The following is a 20,532-nucleotide window of genomic DNA, read 5'->3' on the forward strand; positions in this document are numbered from 1 at the left end:
ACATTCCTGAAAAATCAATCGCCAAACAGAGAGTCGACAAACTCTTTGCGGCGGAATACCTGCAAGTCTTCCATACCCTCGCCCAGACCGATGTACTTGACGGGGATTTTGAAGTGGTCGGAGATACCGATGACCACGCCGCCCTTGGCCGTACCGTCGAGTTTGGTAATGGCCAGCTCGTTCACCTCGGTAGCCGCCGTAAACTGCTTGGCCTGCTCAAAGGCATTCTGTCCCGTAGAACCGTCGAGCACCAGCAGCACCTCGTGCGGAGCCCCGGGCACGATCTTCTCCATCACCTTCTTGATTTTGGTGAGCTCGTTCATCAGATTCAGCTTGTTGTGCAGACGGCCGGCGGTGTCGATTATCACCACGTCGGCGTTGTTGGCCTTGGCCGAGCTGAGGGTATCGAAAGCCACCGATGCCGGGTCGGCCCCCATCTTCTGCTTCACGACAGGCACACCTACCCGCTCGCCCCAAATCATCAGCTGCTCTACGGCAGCGGCCCGGAAGGTATCGGCGGCACCCAGATAGACACTGTTGCCGCGCTTCTTGTACTGGTAGGCCAGTTTCCCGATGGTGGTCGTCTTGCCCACACCGTTCACGCCTACGACCATAATCACATAGGGTTTCTTGTCGGCCGGCACGGTAAACTCGCCCGACTCTTCCACGCTGTTTTCGGTCAGCAGGGCCGTGATCTCTTCGCGAAGAATACGGTTCAACTCGTTGGTATTGATATATTTGTCGCGAGCCACCCGCTTCTCTATCCGCTCGATGATACGCAGCGTAGTCTCTACGCCCACGTCCGAGGTAATGAGCACCTCTTCCAAGTCGTCCAGAATGGCATCGTCGACCTGAGACTTGCCGGCAACGATACGGGCCAATTTGGAGAATACGCCCTCTTTGGTTTTGGAGAGACCTTTGTCGAGCGTCTCTTTTTTCTCTCTCGAAAAGAAATCAAAAAATCCCATATGTGAATATTTAATGTATCCGTGCGGGTCCCGCCGCACGTTATGCAAAGCTATAAAATTATCATGGTAAAAAAAAACTTCCTTACACATTTTGTATAAGAAAGTTTTCTTTATATTGCGCTAATTATGACTTACTTACTCAGTACGTCCTTCACCGAGTCGTTGGGAACCATTTCCTCTTGGAAAGTGTAAGCTCCCGTCTTCGGCGATTTCACCATTTTAATCACTTTCGAATAAGTACGGCCTTCGCCTTTTTGCAACGATGCAACTGTTTTCTTTGCCATGGTTCAATCCTTCCTTATTTTATTTCTTTGTGTACAGTAACTCTCTTCAGGATGGGGTTGTATTTTTTCAACTCCAAACGCTCTGTGGTATTTTTTCTGTTTTTGGTGGTAATATAACGCGATGTTCCAGGCATACCACTAGCCTTGTGCTCCGTGCACTCAAGGATTACTTGAACGCGATTACCTTTTGCTTTCTTTGCCATATCTTAATACAACATTTTTACTTCAGTTAAATACCCATTTCCGGCAGCTTGTTTGAGAGCTGCGTCTAATCCCATTTTATTGATTGTACGAAGACCGGCAGCCGACAGTGTAAGCGTAATCCAGCAATCCTGTTCTACCCAATAAAATTTCTTCGTAAAGAGGTTGACACTGAATCTTCTTTTCGTTCTTCTTTTCGAGTGCGAAACGTTGTTGCCAACCATTGCTTTTTTCCCTGTAATTTGACAAATCTTTGACATCGCTATCTATAATTTTATTTGTTTTTTCTTACTGCTTTCGCAAACAGAGTGCAAAGTAAAGCATTTTAAGAATAGCTTCCAAATTTTTAGCCGATTAAAATGGAAACTTTTTCTCTCCGACCTACTCGGTCATCAGCTGCACCAGCATGAGCAGAGCCGCCTGAGTGGCCCGTGCAATCACCTGTTCGCGGTCTCCCTCGAAGCGGAAACAGTCTACTTTGTCGCGGTTGCCATAGCGTGCGGCTATCCACACGGTGCCCACCGGTTTCTCGGGGGTACCTCCACCGGGGCCGGCTATGCCCGAGGTGGCTACCGCACAGTCGGTCGCGAACAAGCGTTGCACACCGGCGGTCATCTGCAACACGGTTTCGCGGCTCACCGCCCCGCACTGTTCGAGTGTCTGGGGCGAGACGTGCAGCACATGCTCCTTCACCTCGTTGGCGTAGGCCACCACACTGCCCTTGAAATAGACCGAGCTGCCGGCCACCCGCGTAATCTCGTGGGCTATGTTGCCGCCCGTGCAACTCTCGGCCGTGGCCAGGGTTTCGCCCCGGCGGGCCAACAGCAGCCCCAGCGCTCCGGCCAGCGTGGCATCGCTGTCACAAAAGAGGTGCGGTCCCAGCAGGTCCTTCAACTTGTCGAACTGCCCGTCGATCAGGGGTTGCAACTGCGCCTCGTCGTCGCCGCGAGCCGTCAGCCGCAGGCGTATGACACCCGGTGTAGGCAAATAGGCCAGCTTGATGCAGGCGGGCAGTTGTGCCTCAAACCCGGTGAGCGACTCGGAGAGGCGCGACTCGGTGAAATCCTTCACCAGACAGGTGCGGTGCAGGATGGCCGAATGGTCGCCGAAGTGGCGACGCAGCCGGTCGATGACCGAGGCCTGCATCACCGTCTTCATCTCGATGGGGACACCCGGCATCGAAACCAGCACCTTGCCCTCCCGCTCGAACCACATGACGGGCGCCGTGCCCACGGGGTTCTCGATGACGGTGCAGACGTCGGGTACATAGGCCTGGTCGTGCGTCGAGGTGTTCATCTGCAGGTGACGGCGGCGGAAAATCTCCTCGACGTGGGCACAAACGGTCTCGTCGAAAATCATCTTGCCTCCGAAGTAGCGGCAGAGGGTCTGCTTGGTAATATCGTCTTTCGTGGGGCCCAGACCACCGGTCATCAGCACCACGTCGACCCGGCCGAACGAGCTGTCGAGCGCGTCGGTAATCTCGCGCTCCCGGTCCCTCACGGTCGTGATTTCGGTGACCTCCCAGCCTATATGGTTCAACTCACGGGCTATCCACCCCGAGTTGGTATCGGTGACCTGCCCGATGAGCAGCTCGTCGCCGATGACAATAATCTCGACATTCATCCGTTTTGCATTTATAACTCGACCCGGGCAAAGGGTGCCTTCTCGACGCTGCAAAACTCTTTGTCCAGATACTTGTAATATCCTGTAATAGCCACCATGGCGGCATTGTCGGTCGTGAAGGAGAAGGGAGGCAGATAGACCGTCCATCCATAGCGGCGGGCATACTCCTCAAAGGCACCGCGCACCGCCGAGTTGGCCGACACGCCGCCGGCCACGGCCACATGCTTGATGCCCGTCTGTTTCACGGCCTTGTAGAGCTTGTCCATGAGTATGTCGACAATGGTCGCCTGCAACGAGGCACACAAGTCGCACTGGTTCTTGGCAATGAAATCGGGGTCCTCCTTCACGCGGTCTCTCAGCAGATAGAGGAACGAGGTCTTCAACCCGCTGAAACTGTAGTCGAGCCCGGGGATATGCGGCTTGTTCAAGGCAAATGCCTTGGGATTTCCCTCCTTGGCCAAGCGGTCGACAACCGGTCCGCCGGGATAGGGCAACCCCATCACCTTGGCGCATTTGTCGAAGGCTTCGCCGGCCGCATCGTCGATAGTCTGCCCGATAACCGACATCTTGTTATAGGCCTCTACCTTTATAATCTGCGAATTTCCACCCGAGACGAGCAGACACAGAAAGGGGAACGGAGGCCGCGTATCGTCGTCGGGCGAGCGTTTGATGAAGTGAGCCATCACGTGGGCCTGCAGGTGATTGACATCGACCAGCGGAATGTTGAGCGCCGTGGTGAATCCCTTGGCAAACGAGGTACCCACCAGCAACGAACCCATCAGACCGGGCCCGCGCGTAAAGGCTACCGCATTCAACTCTTCGGGTTTGACCCCGGCCCGCTTCAGGGCCTCGGAAACCACGGGGATGATATTTTGCTGATGAGCTCGCGAAGCCAGCTCGGGCACCACCCCGCCGTAGGCTTCGTGTACCGCCTGGCTGGCGATTACATTCGACAGCATCACTTCGTCGCGGATGACCGCAGCCGAGGTATCGTCGCACGACGACTCTATGCCTAAGATTGTTACACTCATATCGTATCGTTTAACTGTGTTATCGTTCCTCTTTCGAGGTTTGCAAAAGTACATATTTATAGCCAAAAAGCGTTCGCCTTTACATTTTTTTTCATAACCACCGCCGAAAGAAAAGAGCCGATTCTATCGAAACTTTCAAAAGGATACACTATTTTTGTATCGTTTTAAATATGAGGAAATTCTATTCGGCATTTCGGCTATTTGTCCATATCGTTATCATTTCTGTCATAGCGATATACACGCTCTCCTATATCCTGCTGTCGGTCCCCGGCATCCAGGACCGGGCGCGTCGTATAGGTATCGAAGAGTTGTCGGCCCTGCTGGGCACCCGGGTAGAGATTGACCGCATACAGTTCTCGCCCTTCAACAAGCTCGAACTCTTCGGGGTATACCTGCCCGACCAGCAGGGCGATACGCTCGTTTATGCCAACAAGCTCTCGGCAGGCATCGCCCTCGGCGACCTCGTATTCAACAAAGAACTTATTTTCACCAACATCCAGCTGTTCGGACTCGATGCCCGCATCTCGCAGGCCCGCCCCGATACGGTCACCAACCTGCAGTTTGTCATCGACGCCTTCAAAAGCAAATCGGACAAGCCCAAGGAGAAAATCAAGTTCAAAATAAACAACGCCATCATCCGCCGGGGCAAGATACGCTACGACCTGCTGTCGGCCCCACCGGCCGAGCCGGGACGGTTCGACCCGAACCACATCGGGGTGAAAAACCTCTTGTCGAAACTCTCGATCAAGTCGCTCACCAACGACTCGGTGAATGTCTCGATCAAGCGGCTCTCGTTCGACGAGCGGTCGGGCTTTTCGCTCAACCGCCTGCAATTCAAGCTCGAGGGTAACCGCCGGCAAGCTACGCTGAGCGATTTCAAGGTGCAGCTTCCCAGCAGCCACATCGAGATAAAACCCATAGTGGCCACCCTGCCCGACACGCTGTCGACCCGGAAGATTCTCGACGAGACCCGACTCTCGCTGCAGATACCCCAGGCCCGCATCGCCCTCGGCGACCTGGCCCCGTTCGCACCCCTGCTCGACGAGATAGAGACCTCGGTCGACCTGTCGCTCCACCTGTCGGGTACCCCCAACGACTTCTACGTGCACGCCTTCGATTTCGACTTTGGCCACGGCAGCATCACCGCCCACAGCCAGATTGCCGTCAAGCAGATAGCCGATGCCCGGCAGCGCAGCATCGTGTGCGACCCCATCACGCTACATGCCTCGGCCGAGGGGCTGGCCGATATTCTCCAGAAAATCCCCTCACTTACCGACCAGCAACGCCACACCATAGCCCGCCTGGGTAACGTGCACTTCAGCGGCGACATCGCCAACCGGGGCCGTGACCTGACGGCCTGCGGTACCCTCACGACCGACCTGGGCACCATCCACTCCGACCTCTCGGCCAAGCAAAACGGCCAGGCCGGAACGATGCACTATGCCGGCCTCGTCGAGTCGCAGAAGTTCAACCTCAACGGACTGTTTGCCGAGGGGAACCCCTATGGCGAGATTGTCTTCAAGGTCGAGCTCGACAGCCGAAAGACTCGCCACCAGGCCCCCACCGGCAAAGTAGTGGGAACGGTCAACTACTTCGAATATAAGGGCTACCCCTACGAAAACATCGCCCTCAACGGTGAGTTCGGCGACAACCGCTACAACGGAGTTGCCCGCATCGACGACACTAACGGCCACGTCGAGGTCAAAGGTCTGGCCGTGCTGAAACAGCAGGAGTCGGAGTTCGACCTCACCCTCCAGGCCCGCGACATACACGTAGCCGAATTGCGGTTGATGCCCAGCTTCGAAGGGTCCAAACTGGGATTCAACGTCACCGCCCAATTTACCGGCAACAGCCTCGACAACGCCGAGGGAGCAGTCACAATCGACAGCCTCACCTTCACTACACCCAACGACCGCTTCACCCTCAACCGCTTCAGCCTCGAGGCACACAACCGCCACACACCACAGAGCATCGCCATTACCTCGGACTACCTGAACGGCTGGATCGAGGGGCAATACCGCTTCTCTACCCTGAAGGAGTCGTTGCAGAGACTCGTCGCCCAGACACTCCCCTCGCTGACGCCCCAACCCGAAGAGCCGAAACCGCACTCCCGTCGCAAAAACACGAAAAAGAAGAAAGCCGAAGAGCCGGCTCCGCTCAACAACTTCAAGTTCCGATTCACCATCGAGCCCACCCTGCACATGTCGCAGATATTCGCACTGCCCGTCACCTTCACCGACCGGGCCACCCTCGAGGGCGAGCTGAACAGCTCTCGGAATACGGCTACTGTCACAGGACAGATTCCACACCTGTGGTACAAGAAGCAGCACATCGAAGATGCCTACATCTCGGCCCGTAAAGATACCGCCGACATGTATCTCTCCGTCGAGACCAGCACCTACAACAAGAAGCAGGTGCGCACCATCTGGAGCCTGCGCAGCAAGGCTCACCACGACAACCTCGACGTGGTGCTCAACTGGAACAACGACACCCAGTCGACCTTCTACGGCGAACTGAACACCTCGACCGCCTTCTCGCGCACCGCCGACGAGGGGGCGCTGCTGATGCACACCCACATCAACCCCTCGACGCTCATCTTCAACGATACCATCTGGCAGATGAAACCGGCCGACCTCACCGTAGCCGACAAGCGGGTCGAGGTGCACAATTTCGAAATTTCGCATGCCCCCCAATACATTCTCATCGACGGGGTGGCCTCGGACCAGGAGAACGACCTGTTGAACATACAGCTCAACGACGTAGACCTCGACTACATATTCGGCACGCTCAACATCAAGCACGTGTCGTTCGGAGGCAACGCCACCGGCAATCTGGTAGCCTCGCACCTCTTCACACCGGCGCCCCGGCTCAGCACCGAGCAGTTTGACGTCAGGAATTTTGCCTACAACGGAGCCGTGTTCGGCGACCTGCACCTCTTCAGCATGTGGGACAACGACAACCAGGGCATCCTGATGAAAGGGTTTGTCGAGAACCCGGAGGAGAAACAGACCTATATCGACGGCTACATCTTCCCCACGCGCGACTCGCTCGCCCTCTCGTTCGACCCCGACCGGCTCAACATCGCCTTTCTGCAACCTTTCGTCGAAACGGTGATGACCGACGTTTCGGGTGTAGCCAGCGGGCACATCGACTTCTACGGCCACTTCAAGGCGCTGAACGTGACGGGCGACGCCTATGTCGAAAACTTCAACTTCGGCATCGGCTACCTCAACACCCGCTACACACTCACCGACAGCATTCACTTCTCGCCCACCCGCATCTGGTTCGACAATGTCACCGTCTATGACAAGCTGCGACACACGGCCAAGGGGTCGGGCTGGCTCTCGCACCACAATTTCAAAGACCTCGCCTACGACATCGCCATCACCGATGCCCGCGACTTCCTGTCCTACGACATGACCGAACGACAAAGCCCCACCTACTACGGTACCATCTACGGCACGGGATCGGCCCTCATCAAGGGCGAACCGGGCTACAACCGCATCGACGTGAACATGGCTACCGGCGACCAGTCGAACTTCACCTTCGTCTTGTCGGGCTCCGAAGCGGCCGGCGAATACGACTTCATCACCTTCACCAACTCGGCTCGCTCGATGGCCGAGGCCGATGAGAGCCAGGTCGACAGCACGGCTATCCTCAACAATGCCCGCATGATGGAGAGCAACCAGGCACAAGAGAACAGCATCCTGGCCCTCAACCTGCAAATCGAAGCGACCAACCAGGCCAAAATGAATCTGGTGATGGACAAATCGACCGGCGACATGATCAAGGCGACCGGCCGGGGCAGTATCTTACTGGAATACAATTCGGTAAACGACGACTTCAAGCTCTACGGCTCTTATGTACTCGAGAAGGGTAGCTACAACTTCAGCCTGCAGGACATCATCACCCGCGACTTCTCCATCAAGGAGGGGAGCCGCGTATCCTTCCACGGCGACCCCATGGCGACCAACCTCGACATATCGGCCATCTATTCGCTCACGGCCAACCTGCTCGACCTCGACGAGAACTTCGCCAACGACAAGGAGCTGACCCGAACCACCGTACCGGTGCAGACGATACTGAATGTATCGGGCGACGTGCGGCGTCCCGACCTCAGCTTCGACATCGCCTTCCCCACCCTCACGCAGGATATGGACCGCCGGGTGCGCAGCATCATCAGCACCAACGACATGATGAACCGCCAGATTATCTACCTGCTGGCCCTGAACCGGTTCTATACCCCCGACTTCATGAACATGGGGCAGAGCCGGAACAACGAGCTGGTGTCGGTAGCCTCGTCGACCCTCTCGTCGCAACTGGGCAACATCCTGGGACAGTTGAGCGACAACTGGAACATCTCGCCAAACTTCCGCAGCGAAAAGGGCGACTTCTCCGACATGGAGGTAGACCTGGCCCTCTCGAGCCAACTGCTCAACAACCGGTTGATTTTCAACGGAAACTTCGGTTACCGCGACAACACGATGAACAACAATACCTTCATCGGCGACTTCGACCTGGAGTATCTGCTCAACAAGAGCGGCACCATACGGCTCAAGGCCTACAACCACTACAACGACCAGAACTACTACATCAAGTCGGCCCTCACCACCCAGGGCGTGGGCATCATGCTGCGTCACGACTTCAGCCTCTGGAGCGACCTCTTCAAGCGGAGCCCCCGGCCCGAGGCGGCTGTCGACTCTGTCCGCACCACCCCGCCGAGCACTCAGCCCGAAACTCCGGCCGATTCGACTCGTACCGTCCGACCCGAGACACCGACCCTGCCGGCCGACTCTACCCGGGTTGTCTCACGACAACCGGCCCTCAAACCCGACGAGCCGAAAGAGAAATAGCTCTACTCCTCTCCCGGCTCGCCCGTTATCTTATTATATATATTGTACAGGAATTACAGCTCGTCGCACTCGCGCAGCCACATCGCGCTCGACGCGTCGCTGGGCATGCGCCAGTCGCCCCGCGGCGACAGGCTCACCGACCCCACCTTGGGCCCGTCGGGCAGGCAGGAGCGTTTGAACTGCTGGTTGAAGAAGCGACGACAAAAGACCTTCAGCCACTTCTTGATTGTCGCGTCGTCGAACTCGCCATCGAAGGCATACCGGGCCAGACAGTAGAGCTTGGCCGGCGAGAATCCATAGCGCAGCATGTTGAAGAGGAAGAAGTCGTGCAGGTCGTAGGGACCCACCAAGTCCTCGGTCTTCTGCTTGATTTCGCCGTTTTCGTCGGCCGGAATCAACTCGGGACTGATAGGCGTGTTCACAATATCGAGCAGCGTATCGCGGGCCTCGCCCGTCAATTCGTTCTCGGCCACCCAGTGCACCAGATACTTGACCAGTGTCTTGGGAATGCTGGTCGACACGCCATACATCGACATGTGGTCGCCGTTGTAGGTGGCCCAACCGAGAGCCAGCTCCGACAGGTCGCCGGTACCTATCACGAGACCTCCCGTCTGGTTGGCAATATCCATCAATATCTGGGTGCGCTCGCGCGCCTGAGAGTTTTCGTAAGTGACATCCTGCACCGTCGCATCGTGCCCGATGTCGCGGAAGTGCAGCTCGCACGCCTCGCGAATCGAGATTTCGCGAATCGTAATCCCCAGGGCCTGCATCAGCGCTACGGCATTGCGATAGGTGCGGCCCGTCGTGCCGAAGCCCGGCATGGTCACCCCGATGATTTTTTGCCGGGGCTCGCCCAGCCGGTCGAGCGCTTTCACGGCCACCAGCAAGGCCAACGTCGAATCGAGTCCGCCCGAGATACCTATCACCGCACTCTGTGCCCGCGTGTGAATGAGCCGCTTGGCCAGACCTGCAGCTTGAATGGAGAGAATCTCCTCGCAACGGTCGTGCAGCGTGGCCGAGTCGGAGGGGACAAAGGGACGCGGCGACACCCGTCGGGTCAACCGCAACGGCACATCGGCCAATGCGAAGGGGATGCGACGCACGGGACGCTCCATCGACTCCGTGCCCTGGGCAAACGAGGTCTTGACCCTACGCTCGGTGCGCAGCCGCTCCACGTCGATTTCGCTCACCGCCAGACGGGGCGACTGTACAAAACGCTCGGTCTGCGCCAATATCGAGCCGTTCTCCAGCACGATGCCGTTGCCGGCAAAGACCAGATCGGTAGACGACTCGCCAAACCCGGCCGAGGCATAAACATATCCCGCCAGACAGCGGGCCGACTGCTGCTGCAACAGCGAGAGCAGATAGTGGTGCTTCCCGATGAGTTCGTTGGTAGCCGACAGATTGAGAATAATATCGGCCCCCTGCCGGGCCAGATGCGAGCTGGGCGGAATAGGCACCCACAGGTCTTCGCACAACTCGATACCCACCACGGCACCCGCACTCTCGAAGAGCAGGTCGACCCCGAAGGGTACCCGGCTGCCACACAGCTCCACAGTCTCGCCCGTGACCGTCAGGCCCGAAGCGAACCAACGCTCCTCGTAAAACTCCTTATAGTTGGGCAGATAGCTTTTGGGAACCACTCCCAGGATGCGCCCCTGCTGAAAGGCCACGGCGCAGTTGTACAGGCTGTTGCCCCACGCCACCGGCATGCCTACCACACACAGCAACGAGGTACGGGCGGTCGCCTCGAGCAACCCGGCCAGGGCTCGCTGTGCCTGCTCGAGCAGCAGGGTGTGGCCGAAGAGGTCGGCACAGGTATAGGCCGTCACCGACAGCTCGGGAAAAACGACAATCTGCACCCCCAGCCCCTCGGCCTCGGCTATCTGTTTTTCTATCTCCTTGACATTATGCGGGCAATCGGCCACCTCCACTCCGGGCACAGCCGCCGCCACTTTTACGAATCCGAAATTTTGTCCCATATCTTCACGGTTAATATCGACAAATGTAAACAAATTAACCGGGATTCAAAACTCCCGGCCCGCATATTCCGCCATCCTTTTTTTACAACTCGCCCCGGTCGACAAAAAAAAGGGAAACATCCCATGCAACTGAGACATTCCCCCTTTTCGATGATATGAGAAAGTTTTTCGAAAAAGCGCCGGCGGTGCGGATGCAGCCCGCGAAACAGGCTGCCATCCCGATGGCAAAGCACCGCCGTCACGCTTGGTTACTTCATGGTATTATCCGGTATCACGGGTACATAGAGGTAGCTATCGTACTCGCCACCGGTGTAAATGCGATGACGCCCGGCATTGTGCGTGGCCGGCGAAACAACCACCTCGGCCGGGTCGGCACACTGGGTGGCGTTGCCCCCGACGGTCATCATCTCGACCGGCTGCCCCGGCATATAGGTGAACCCGTCGCGCGGAACCGAAATCGAAGCCGAGCCGAAGGGAATAGCCGCATTGGCCGGCTGATAGGCCCCCACGGTGAGTTGCAGTATTTCGCCCTCGTCGAAGTAGAGCCCCATGGGCCATATCTCAATCTCGACGGGAACAATCTCGCCCGGTTTCAGTTTCTGTTCGGTGGTAAAGGTGTAATAAGGTTCGGCCTCGGTCGAGCGAGCCTCGTCCAACTGGCGCATCGACACCCGCATCAAGCCCGTGGCGGCAATGAGGTTGCCCGTGCGGTCGGGGAGCGGCTGGCCGTCGCGCGAGAGTTTCTCTACCCGCACGGCCAGGTCCATGTCGTCGTGGTCGGGGGCCGATACCCACAGGTGCAGCTTCATGTAGCCGGTAATCTCGGTAGGCCGCTCCATGCGATAGCGGTAGGTCACCTCGTGGCGGGCACTGTCCGACTGATATTCACTCACGGCCTGGTCGGCAGGCAACGAGGTGAGCAGGGCACTGTCGGCAGCCGACAGATAGAGTTTGTGGTACTGGGTACGGGCCAGCGGGAAATCCTCCTCGGCACGGCCCACGATGTCGGTACCCCCGGGATTCAACACCGACAGGCGTACCCGCGGTGTCTGCTCCCAACCGTTGTCGATACCCTTCAGGTAGTGGTCGAAGAAGCGGCGCAGATCCTCCACATTCTCGGGCGTGTAATAGTCGAACCACTCGCTGGTGTTGTGCACCCGCAGCCACTTCTCTTTCGAAGCCATGCGGCGGAACCCGGCAAAGGAGCCGTGTGTGTGCACCGAGTTGGTATAGCTGGCCACGACATAGGCCGGAATCTCGATATTCTCGACCCGGGCCGCCTTGTCTTCCCAATAGTCGCACATGAAGGGGCGCTCGACAATCATGCGGGGCTGGTCCTCGAGCATGCCGTGGGCCGAGGCAAAGGTCTCGGCAATCATCTCGGGAAACTCGGGAGCCGGTATGCCACCCCGCGTACCCGACTCGCGGTAGTGGTCGCAGAATCCCTCCCAGGGAGCGATGGCAGCCAGATGCTCGGGACGCTCGGCTGCAATGAACCATTGCGATACGGTGAGCCACGAGTTACCCGTCATGCCCACCTTGCCGTTGCTCCACTTTTGCGAAGCTATCCAGTCAATCACATCGCACCCGTCAAGAGCATCCTCGTGCCCCCAGTAGAGCAGATTGCCCTCCGACATGTAGGCACCCCGTTTGTCGGGGTTGACAATGGCATAGCCATGAGCCACCCAATAGGCCGGGTCGGGACCTTCGAACTTCTCCAACCCCGAGGTGGCCGACAAGGGCACCCCCGAACGCATGGGCACATCGTCGAGCATCTGCCCACCTATCTCCTTGCCATAGGGACTCCACGCCAACAGGGCGGGGCAAGCCTCGTCGCCCACGGGGCGGAACACATCGGCATAGATGGTCACGCCGTCGCGCAGCCGGATGGGCACATCGCGCTCGAGCAAAATATCGCACGGCAGCGGCATGGCACCTTCGCGGCGCACACTGCCGGCCTTCAAAATCAGAGTATCGGGATTGAACCCCGGATAGCGCACCCGCGGTGCATCTACCGGTAAAGCCTTGCGAAGAGGAACTTTCATCTCTCGCCCCTGGGCATCGTGCAGCGTAACCTCCTGACGGGCCGGCACACCGCACTGCGTGCAAAGGGCCATCAGCGCCAAAGCGCCTGTATACATCCATTGCCTGGTCATATCGTAATCCTTTTTATCGGTTAAACATTTCGCTCTTTTGTGAGGCAAATTTCGTCAATCTTTCTCGGTTGCCATTGTTAAATCAAGAGCCGAAATTGGTTAAATACTGAACATTTCCTATCTTTAGCCGCATCAATCTTACCACCCTGAGCCATGACCGAAAAAATCATACGACTGAGCGAACTTACAGAATACCACCAGGTAAAAGAGGTATACGAAAACAGCCTGGCCTGCTTCGAGATGAACAGCCATTTGGTAAACATCGACACCATACCGCCGGTATTTGCCGACATCTTTTCGGTAGTGTTGATTCGGCAGGGGTCGGCCACCTTCTCGCTGAACTATCGCGACTACACCGTGGGCAAGGACGACATGCTGCTCTTCTGGCCCAGCCTGCTGGTATCGCTCACCCGGCAGAGCCCCGACTTCGTGGCCCTGCATCTGCTGTGCGAGCGCACCCTCTTCGAACGGCAACTGACTACCGACCCGGCCTACCAGCAATACTCGCTCTTCTTTTTCCAAGCTCAGTCGCCCATCCTTCACCTGCCCGACCATCTGGCTCAAAATCTGGCCGACGACCTGCGGCAGCTCGCCCGCCACATCGTTACACCGGGGCCCTACCAGGGTAACAGGCTGCAACACCTGCTGCACGTCGTGATGCTGCAAGTGCTCGAGCGGATTGCCCATCGGACCGATGCGGCTACTCCACTCTCCCACCCCGAGCGGCTGTTCCAGCAATTCATCACGCTGCTCACCCGCCACTACAAGCGCGAGCACACCATCGACTTTTACGCCCGCAGCCTCTCCATATCGCCCTCTTACCTCTCGCGCATCATTCGCCAGACCACCCACAAGACGGCCGGCTACTTTATCAACGGGCTGCTCTATGCTGAGGCGTGCCGCCTGCTGCGACACACCGACCGCACCATACAAGCCATTGCCGATGAACTGAATTTTTCGGACCAATCGGCCTTCGGCAAGTTCTTTAAGACCAATGCCGGACTGTCGCCTCTGCGATACCGAAACCGAAGCGTAAAATCATAGGCACAAACAACAATCTATTTTACAGAAACTTAACAAAGCATGTCACAGCGGAAGCCCCTTCTGAAAATCTTTTTCACATTGCTAAAAATAGGTTAAACCAGACCGTTAAAAAACAATAAAAAGAATATATGCTTTTATGTTTTTCGTAAAAGTGTATTCTATATTTATCCCCCCAAGAGAAAAGATATATAGAATAGTTAATCGTATAACCCGCTTTTTATGCAAAAAATCTACTCGACACAAGGGGATATGTATTCCGTAAAAAACAACGGTTTCACCTCAACACATACCATCCGATAAAAATCATCCATATTCTAATTTCTAACCGTATGGAGGGGCCTTGACGTCGGGCTCTTCCCTACCTTTAACTCACTTTTTTATATGAAAAAATTACTATTACTCCTTTCCCTGTGGCTGCTGGCTACCAGCGCTTTTGCAGCCGACGAGATGTTATCCAACCCGGGATTCGAAGACTCCTCTTCCGACTTCCTCTTTGGAACCACCTTCGACGAATGGAGTGCCACAGGAATTACCCTGGATGTCGAAACCACCGACAAGGTCGAGGGTGAACAGGCACTGAAAGTCACCAAAGCCACGCGAGACGAAAGCTATTTGAGCCAAGAGATTGCCGGCAACTTCGAGGCTGGAGCAACCTACCGCCTGCGTATCAAATACAAAGTGCTGACCTCGCAAAGCGGCAGCGACGTTAAGCTGAACTGCTATTGGGAGTCCCCGCGCGACGGTGAGCTCGATCACGACAGCGACAAGCTGAAAACCGACTTCTTCACCGCCGATACCTGGACCGAAAAGACGGTCGAAACAACCTTCCCCGAAGGGGCTACCCGCTTTTACTTCAACGTAATGGTGGCCAAGAATGCCTCGGTACTGTTCGACGACTTCAGCTTCCAGAAGACCGAAGGCAGCACCCCCGTCCCCACCGAACCTACCCTGACGGTATCGCCCACCACCTTTACCGAGCTGTCGACCCAACTCAACAAGTCGATCGACTATCCCACCGTCACCATTACCCAGGCCAACCTCGACAAGCCGGTGACCATCTCCTTCACGGGTAAGGATGCCAAATACTTCAGCGCCTCGGTACAATCGATTACCGAGCCCTCAAAAGCCGTAGTCTTTACCTACAACCCCACCGTTATCGGCCGCCACACGGCCACGGTCACCATCGAGAGCGCCGGTCACTACGAGCTCACGCAGACCTTCCAACTGAAGGGCTATTGCATCGACCCCAACAATCCGCCCTCGATTTCGCTCGACCCCGCCACCATCCCGGCCTTCACCGCCAAGGTCGACGAGAAGAGCACCGTAACGGCTACCCTCAAGAGCCAGAACTGCATCGACTATGTGCGTGCCTCGATCGAACACATCGAAGGGGCTGCCTTCAGCATATCGAGCACCCTCTTTGTCAAGAACATTCCCAACACCGTAGTCTTTACCTTCGCCCCCAAACAGGCCGGTAAGTTCCACTCGAAGATTCACTTTACCACCCTCGAAGGTAAAGAGCTTGTTGTCGACCTCAACGGTACGGCTACCGCAGGCGACACACCGGTCGAAGAGCCTCTCGTAAAGAATTTCAACTGGAACATGAGCAACCCGCGCGAACAACTGTTCGAAACCTTCGACAACGCCGTCAAGAACGAAAACCTGAAACTCGAAGGGTGGCAGAATGTAACCCGCAAAGGGAACCGCCCCTGGTGGGGATACGAACTCGACGGCGAGAAGATGGCCAAGGCCTCGGGCTACGTATATCAGGAACAAAGCGACGACCAGGTAGAGATGTGGATTGTAACCCCGCCGCTGAGCTACAAGACGGCCGGGAAGACCTTTACCTTCCGCGTCATGGGCGAAAACATCTTTGAGAACTGCCCCACCAAACTCGAGCTCTACTACATCGACACGATACCCAACACGCCCGTATTCTTCCAACCGCTGGAGGTAGGCATACCCGCATCGCCCGACCAAAACGGCGAATGGAACGAGCTCCATGTCAATCTGGAGGGACAGAACATCAGCGACGTCTTCTTCATGGCCTTCAAATATACCGGCCGCTGGGGCAATGAAAACGCCGTGACCTACTACATCGACGATATTGGCTGGGGCCGTACCGACCTGCCCGAGATGACCAGCGACTCGACCCACGTGTCGATGATAGCGGCTCAGGGCAAAGACCAGGTGAGCGGGAAAATCACCGTCTCCACCAAGAATCTGACCGAGCCCATCAAGCTGTCGCTCGGCGGAGCCAACCCGAGCAAATTCAAGCTCTCGACCCAATCGCTCCCCACTACGGGCGGCTCGTTCACCGTATCGTTCAACAGCAACAATCTGGGCGTGCACGAAGCCTATGTGAAGCTCGCCTCGCGTGGTGCAGCCGACAAGTATATCCCCCTGTCGGTTCTCGTCAAGTCGGCCTCGGGTATCGACGATACCCACAGCCAGCCCGTCACCATCGCCCAGACGGGACAACGCCTCCACATCCAGGCCGAAGGGCTGCAACACGCGGCTCTCTATTCGATTGCGGGTGTACTGACAGGCCAATTTGCGGCCGAAGGCGAAACGATACAGACCCCCGAATTGCCCCGGGGTGTCTATATCCTCCAGGTAACGACAACAGCCGGTAAAACGACCCACAAGATTGTACTCCGCTAAAGTGTAAAAGGAGATACTGCGGCTCCCCCCAAGGAGCCCGGTATCGCTCCCGATAACCCTATCCGGCCCCGGCGCGCGACCAGTTCCACGCCGGGGCCGCTCTTTTAAAAGGGCTCGACGAGCATCACAACCATCCCTACCCTCCCCGCAGGTACCCCCGCAAAAAGTTTTTCAAAAAAAACAGCCAGGCCAACAAACAGGTAACTATTTGTTTCCTTGAAAGATAAAACGGCACTCGATTTTTTTTGAAAAAATTCTTGCCCGATATGTTGTGTAGAAAGAAAAAATGCCCTATCTTTGCCGTCGCAAAACCAAAATGGTGCGGTAGTTCAGCTGGTTAGAATACATGCCTGTCACGCATGGGGTCGCGGGTTCGAGTCCCGTCCGCACCGCCAGTAAAGCGAGGATGACTCCTTTACGAAAACAGAACATGGTGCCTGTAGCTCAGTTGGTTAGAGCATCGGATTGTGGTTCCGAGGGTCGTGGGTTCGAGTCCCATCTAGCACCCCACAAAAGGAGCGAGAACTTTTTGTTCTCGCTCCTTTTGTTTTACCCACTCCTTTGTAAAACCGGGGCAGTAGAGGGATAAGGGGGATCAACGTGGATCAACGTAAAAACCTGAGGGATTCATAAGATTAAGCATAAATTTTAGGAGCAGTAGAAAATCGGTGGGGATAACCACACAGTTTAACGATTCTGAAAAAAAGGACTTTTGGAGAATAGGCGTAAAAAAACGTGGGATTCGCAAAGTCAGAACGCAGCAGGGATTAACACCAAAACAGGCCGCCCTCAAAAATTCTGAGAACGGCCTGTTTACAGACTCTACAATTAGATAAACCTTATCTCTTTATCTCGGACAGATGGCTCAATAGAACTTCGACATCGGATAGATGTTCACCGGATAACTGCCCTTGTTTTCGAGATTCATCACCAGCTTCGGCTCATCGCCGCTGCAATCGTAGACGAGGATATTCCCGTCGGAAATCCGGGCCTCGTTCAGGTCGTTCGATACCGATACATAGAGCAGATTCTTGTTCGGGTCGGCTACAACGTTGCAGGTCAGATACTCGGCTTGCGGAGCATCGTTTTTCACCTGGATATACTCCTCGATTTTCCACGTCTTGAGCGAGATGCGGCTCACCGTCAAGGTGCCGGCGGCAAAGTAGAGGTAGTCGCCGGCCAGCGTCACGCCCGACGAGTTCATAAACTCGGCCGAGATGTCGGCACTGATGGGTTTCTCGAGTATGACGCTCATGGTCTCGGTGTCGACAAAGGTGAGATAACTTTTCAGGCTGCCCGAGCGACCGCAGGTAGCCACCACGATTTCGTGGTCGCCCGTGCGACAGATACCGCTGATAAATTCGCCCGAAAGGTCGAGCGAACGGGTCAACTTGTTGCTGTCTTTCGTGAACTCGAAGAGCTGGGTATTGGTCCAGAATCCCCCGCCGGAACAATAGAGGTGATCGCCGATGACGGTCATGCCGCGTGTGCCCACAACGGTCTCGATTGTATTCCCCTGGTTGCCGAAGTGGTATCCACCCTCCACGAGAGTCAACTCGCCGGTCTCGGTATCGAGGCGGAACATGCCCTGTCCGTCGGCCAGAAAGAGGTTATGCTCGTCGATAACGGCCAGATTCTCGAGCGGCGTGACCAGCGGCAACGAGTCGACCACCTCGAGCGAGCCCTCGGGTTTATGAAACTTCAGGTCCTTGAAATGGAATACCTTATCGCGGCGGAAGGTCTCGGCATCGACAATGACGATAGTCCCGTCGCCCGGCTCGCTGTTTCCCAAATCGGGCACCTCGGTATTGTTGCTCATGATGTAAATCTTGTTTCCATAGAGGTAGAGATCTTGCGACGTATTGCCGCAGGCCGAACCGTTGACGGTACGGTAGACATTCTGCTCGACCTGCCCCTCGGGCGAAATCCAGGTGACCGAGCCGTTCTCCAGACGCGGGGCTCCCTGGTTGAGAATCAACACTCCGTCGGGCGAAGCATATCCGCCGAGAGCCGTGGGCGGATTAGTGCCGCCACCGCCCGTATTACCACCGTTACCTACAAGTTCGGGGTCGGACGAGCAACCGCCCGCCGCAACCATGGCCCCCGTCAGCACGAGGGCTGCAATCCATCTGTTATTCATTGCGCAAAACATATTTCTTACAGATTACTGACGACCGGCCGGGAAATAGAAGCCGGCGGGGAAGTGGGTATAGTTTTCGTATTTGACGGCCGGAGCCTCGGTGCTGGTGGCAAAGTCGAATCCCCAGATCTGGTTCTGCCCAAAGAGGGCATACGACTTGAGGGTATTGATGTAGACACGTCCCGACTTGGGGTGCACGCCCAGTCCGTTGTAACGGATGCCGGCGTTCTTGTCCAGAGCAGAGAGGTCGACCATCCATTGCTCGGCCTCGAGACCCGAGTCGGCCTTGAGATCTTCGCTCTCGTCGAAAGGCAGACAGTAGACCGTCACCCCATCGGCATAGTAGAGGTTGTTGCCATAGGCGGCGAAGGCCTCGCCCGACGAACCCACGGCCGGTTCAACGCCTATGCGGCGCTGAATCATCGAGCGGTCCGACAGGTTGAACTTGCCGATGGCAATCTGTCCCGAGCCTACGGTCGTCGAGGTAGAGGTCATCACCCACATCCGGCCGTCGTCGGCGCCCTGAATGCCCAGCACACGGTTGATCATGCAGGGGATGCTGTACGGGAACGAAATCGACGTCACGGCATCGCTCTCGGTCGAGAGCTCGAGAATCTTGCTCAAATAGCCCGACTTGAAGGTGTAGGCCTTGCCTCCCATCGTCACGAAGCGGCTCTTCGGCGCACCGTCCGAACCGGTCACGAAGGTCAGCGACTTGGCCGTGGGGTCGAAACGGTAGATACCGGCGTTGTCGCGGATATAGAGATGCTGCTCGTCGAGCACGGCGATATGCGTGGGCCAGTCGAGTCCCTGCAGGTCGTCGGTCGTGTAGGCGGCCGTACGCTTCAAGGTGTGAGCATCGGCCACCACCAGCATGCCGTCGTTTTCGAACACCGTGCCGTTGGGGTTCTTGTTGCCGTTCTGCGAGATGATATAGACCTTGCCGTTACAGAATGCCATGTCTTGTGCCACGTTGCCCAGCTCGGTACCGTTGACTGTCTTGTAGGCATCGGCCACCACATACCCCTCGGGCGAAATCCAGGTGAGCGAGCCGTTCTCGGTAGTCATGTTCCCCTCGTTGAGCACAAAGACCCCGGCCGGGTCGTCAAAGGCATTCAGACAATACAGCTCCACCTTTTGCGAAAGGTTCTTCCCGCCTGCGCCCGCTACCGTGACGGTGAGCGTAGCTTTTGTTTCGGCATCGGCCGTGGCCGAGATTTCGATTTTCCGGGCATCCTGGTCGACCGTTGCACTCCACCCGGCGGGCAGCGATTCGGTCTTGACCGACTGCACATGCTCTGCCGCATAGGCAATCTCTACTTGGGTATCGGGAACCACAAACACCGGCACATCGGTTGCAACAGCCGTTGTCCACTCAAACTTCGGGTCGGGCATCGGTTCTTCACTCTCTTTCGAGCAACTGCCCATAATCAGAGCTACCGCTACCAGCAGCACGCCCCACATCTTTCTTACTTTCATCATTCTACTTTTGGATAAAAATCTATTATTTAACAGGTTATTGAAAATTTGCAAAACAAGGTCCCGGGCCGGAGAAGAGACGGCAAGCCCGGCCGTTGCCATATTGT

General features: G+C 56.4%; 13 protein-coding genes and 2 tRNA genes. 5 read left to right on the plus strand and 10 right to left on the minus strand.

Features of this window, described 5'->3' with window-relative positions:
- Positions 1-14 precede the first annotated feature (14 nt).
- From ftsY to tsaD, 6 genes are all read right to left on the minus strand, one after another.
- Positions 15-968: a signal recognition particle-docking protein FtsY gene (gene ftsY, locus B5F38_RS02190; RefSeq protein WP_087407674.1), complete on the minus strand. Its 954-nt coding sequence runs from the start codon at positions 966-968 to the stop codon at positions 15-17.
- A gap of 131 nt (positions 969-1,099) precedes the next feature.
- Positions 1,100-1,252 carry a DUF4295 domain-containing protein gene (locus B5F38_RS02195; RefSeq protein WP_087407675.1) on the minus strand — a complete coding sequence of 51 codons (153 nt, stop codon included), beginning with the start codon at positions 1,250-1,252 and terminating at the stop codon, positions 1,100-1,102.
- A gap of 14 nt (positions 1,253-1,266) precedes the next feature.
- Complete coding sequence (gene rpmG / locus B5F38_RS02200) at positions 1,267-1,455, minus strand: 50S ribosomal protein L33 (protein WP_008861764.1); 189 nt, start codon at positions 1,453-1,455, stop codon at positions 1,267-1,269.
- A gap of 3 nt (positions 1,456-1,458) precedes the next feature.
- Entirely contained in the window at positions 1,459-1,713 is a 255-nt protein-coding gene (gene rpmB / locus B5F38_RS02205; RefSeq protein ID WP_087407676.1) for a 50S ribosomal protein L28, read from the minus strand.
- A gap of 121 nt (positions 1,714-1,834) precedes the next feature.
- Positions 1,835-3,076: a competence/damage-inducible protein A gene (locus B5F38_RS02210; protein WP_087407677.1), complete on the minus strand. Its 1,242-nt coding sequence runs from the start codon at positions 3,074-3,076 to the stop codon at positions 1,835-1,837.
- Positions 3,077-3,087: 11 nt separating this feature from the next.
- On the minus strand, positions 3,088-4,107 hold the full coding sequence (gene tsaD, locus B5F38_RS02215; RefSeq protein WP_087407678.1) for a tRNA (adenosine(37)-N6)-threonylcarbamoyltransferase complex transferase subunit TsaD: 1,020 nt from the start codon (positions 4,105-4,107) through the stop codon (positions 3,088-3,090).
- A gap of 170 nt (positions 4,108-4,277) precedes the next feature.
- Between tsaD and B5F38_RS02220 the strand changes: the two genes are divergently transcribed.
- Positions 4,278-8,960: a translocation/assembly module TamB domain-containing protein gene (locus tag B5F38_RS02220; RefSeq protein ID WP_087407679.1), complete on the plus strand. Its 4,683-nt coding sequence runs from the start codon at positions 4,278-4,280 to the stop codon at positions 8,958-8,960.
- A 53-nt stretch (positions 8,961-9,013) separates the two neighbouring features.
- Here the strand turns inward: B5F38_RS02220 and B5F38_RS02225 are convergent, their stop codons facing one another.
- Together B5F38_RS02225 and B5F38_RS02230 are read right to left on the minus strand one after the other, a co-directional pair.
- The gene (locus B5F38_RS02225; protein WP_087407680.1) at positions 9,014-10,942 is read right to left on the minus strand and encodes an NAD(+) synthase; all 1,929 of its coding nucleotides are present in this window, start codon (positions 10,940-10,942) and stop codon (positions 9,014-9,016) included.
- Between the two features lie 248 nt (positions 10,943-11,190).
- Complete coding sequence (locus B5F38_RS02230; RefSeq protein ID WP_087407681.1) at positions 11,191-13,098, minus strand: CocE/NonD family hydrolase; 1,908 nt, start codon at positions 13,096-13,098, stop codon at positions 11,191-11,193.
- Between the two features lie 153 nt (positions 13,099-13,251).
- On the opposite strand from B5F38_RS02230, the gene B5F38_RS02235 reads away from it, so the two are divergent.
- The 4 genes from B5F38_RS02235 (at position 13,252) to B5F38_RS02250 (ending at position 17,316) form a co-directional block, all read left to right on the plus strand.
- Positions 13,252-14,142 carry an AraC family transcriptional regulator gene (locus B5F38_RS02235; RefSeq protein ID WP_087407682.1) on the plus strand — a complete coding sequence of 297 codons (891 nt, stop codon included), beginning with the start codon at positions 13,252-13,254 and terminating at the stop codon, positions 14,140-14,142.
- Positions 14,143-14,523: 381 nt separating this feature from the next.
- A complete protein-coding gene (locus tag B5F38_RS02240) occupies positions 14,524-16,806 on the plus strand; it encodes a T9SS type A sorting domain-containing protein (protein WP_087407683.1) in 2,283 nt (760 codons plus the stop codon).
- Positions 16,807-17,124: 318 nt separating this feature from the next.
- Positions 17,125-17,201 (plus strand) — tRNA-Asp (locus B5F38_RS02245).
- Positions 17,202-17,239: 38 nt separating this feature from the next.
- Positions 17,240-17,316 (plus strand) — tRNA-His (locus tag B5F38_RS02250).
- Positions 17,317-17,671: 355 nt separating this feature from the next.
- On the opposite strand, the gene B5F38_RS02255 is transcribed toward B5F38_RS02250, so the two are convergent.
- Together B5F38_RS02255 and B5F38_RS02260 are read right to left on the minus strand one after the other, a co-directional pair.
- Positions 17,672-18,946, minus strand: a complete 1,275-nt coding sequence (locus B5F38_RS02255) for a DUF5074 domain-containing protein (protein WP_087407684.1) — start codon at positions 18,944-18,946, stop codon at positions 17,672-17,674.
- Between the two features lie 24 nt (positions 18,947-18,970).
- Positions 18,971-20,428, minus strand: coding sequence for a DUF5074 domain-containing protein (locus tag B5F38_RS02260; protein ID WP_087407685.1), 1,458 nt, complete (start codon positions 20,426-20,428; stop codon positions 18,971-18,973).
- Positions 20,429-20,532: the final 104 nt, after the last annotated feature.

Source organism: Barnesiella sp. An22, from assembly GCF_002159975.1.
Lineage (GTDB): Bacteria > Bacteroidota > Bacteroidia > Bacteroidales > Barnesiellaceae > Barnesiella > Barnesiella merdigallinarum.

Excerpts from the sequence above, each read along its gene's own strand:
- ftsY (WP_087407674.1), bottom strand. The coding sequence starts at position 968 with ATGGGATTTTTTGATTTCTTTTCGAGAGAGAAAAAAGAGACGCTCGAC.
- B5F38_RS02195 (WP_087407675.1), bottom strand. The coding sequence starts at position 1,252 with ATGGCAAAGAAAACAGTTGCATCGTTGCAAAAAGGCGAAGGCCGTACT.
- rpmG (WP_008861764.1), bottom strand. The coding sequence starts at position 1,455 with ATGGCAAAGAAAGCAAAAGGTAATCGCGTTCAAGTAATCCTTGAGTGC.
- rpmB (WP_087407676.1), bottom strand. The coding sequence starts at position 1,713 with ATGTCAAAGATTTGTCAAATTACAGGGAAAAAAGCAATGGTTGGCAAC.
- B5F38_RS02210 (WP_087407677.1), bottom strand. The coding sequence starts at position 3,076 with ATGAATGTCGAGATTATTGTCATCGGCGACGAGCTGCTCATCGGGCAG.
- tsaD (WP_087407678.1), bottom strand. The coding sequence starts at position 4,107 with ATGAGTGTAACAATCTTAGGCATAGAGTCGTCGTGCGACGATACCTCG.
- B5F38_RS02220 (WP_087407679.1), top strand. The coding sequence starts at position 4,278 with ATGAGGAAATTCTATTCGGCATTTCGGCTATTTGTCCATATCGTTATC.
- B5F38_RS02225 (WP_087407680.1), bottom strand. The coding sequence starts at position 10,942 with ATGGGACAAAATTTCGGATTCGTAAAAGTGGCGGCGGCTGTGCCCGGA.
- B5F38_RS02230 (WP_087407681.1), bottom strand. The coding sequence starts at position 13,098 with ATGACCAGGCAATGGATGTATACAGGCGCTTTGGCGCTGATGGCCCTT.
- B5F38_RS02235 (WP_087407682.1), top strand. The coding sequence starts at position 13,252 with ATGACCGAAAAAATCATACGACTGAGCGAACTTACAGAATACCACCAG.
- B5F38_RS02240 (WP_087407683.1), top strand. The coding sequence starts at position 14,524 with ATGAAAAAATTACTATTACTCCTTTCCCTGTGGCTGCTGGCTACCAGC.
- B5F38_RS02255 (WP_087407684.1), bottom strand. The coding sequence starts at position 18,946 with ATGAATAACAGATGGATTGCAGCCCTCGTGCTGACGGGGGCCATGGTT.
- B5F38_RS02260 (WP_087407685.1), bottom strand. The coding sequence starts at position 20,428 with ATGATGAAAGTAAGAAAGATGTGGGGCGTGCTGCTGGTAGCGGTAGCT.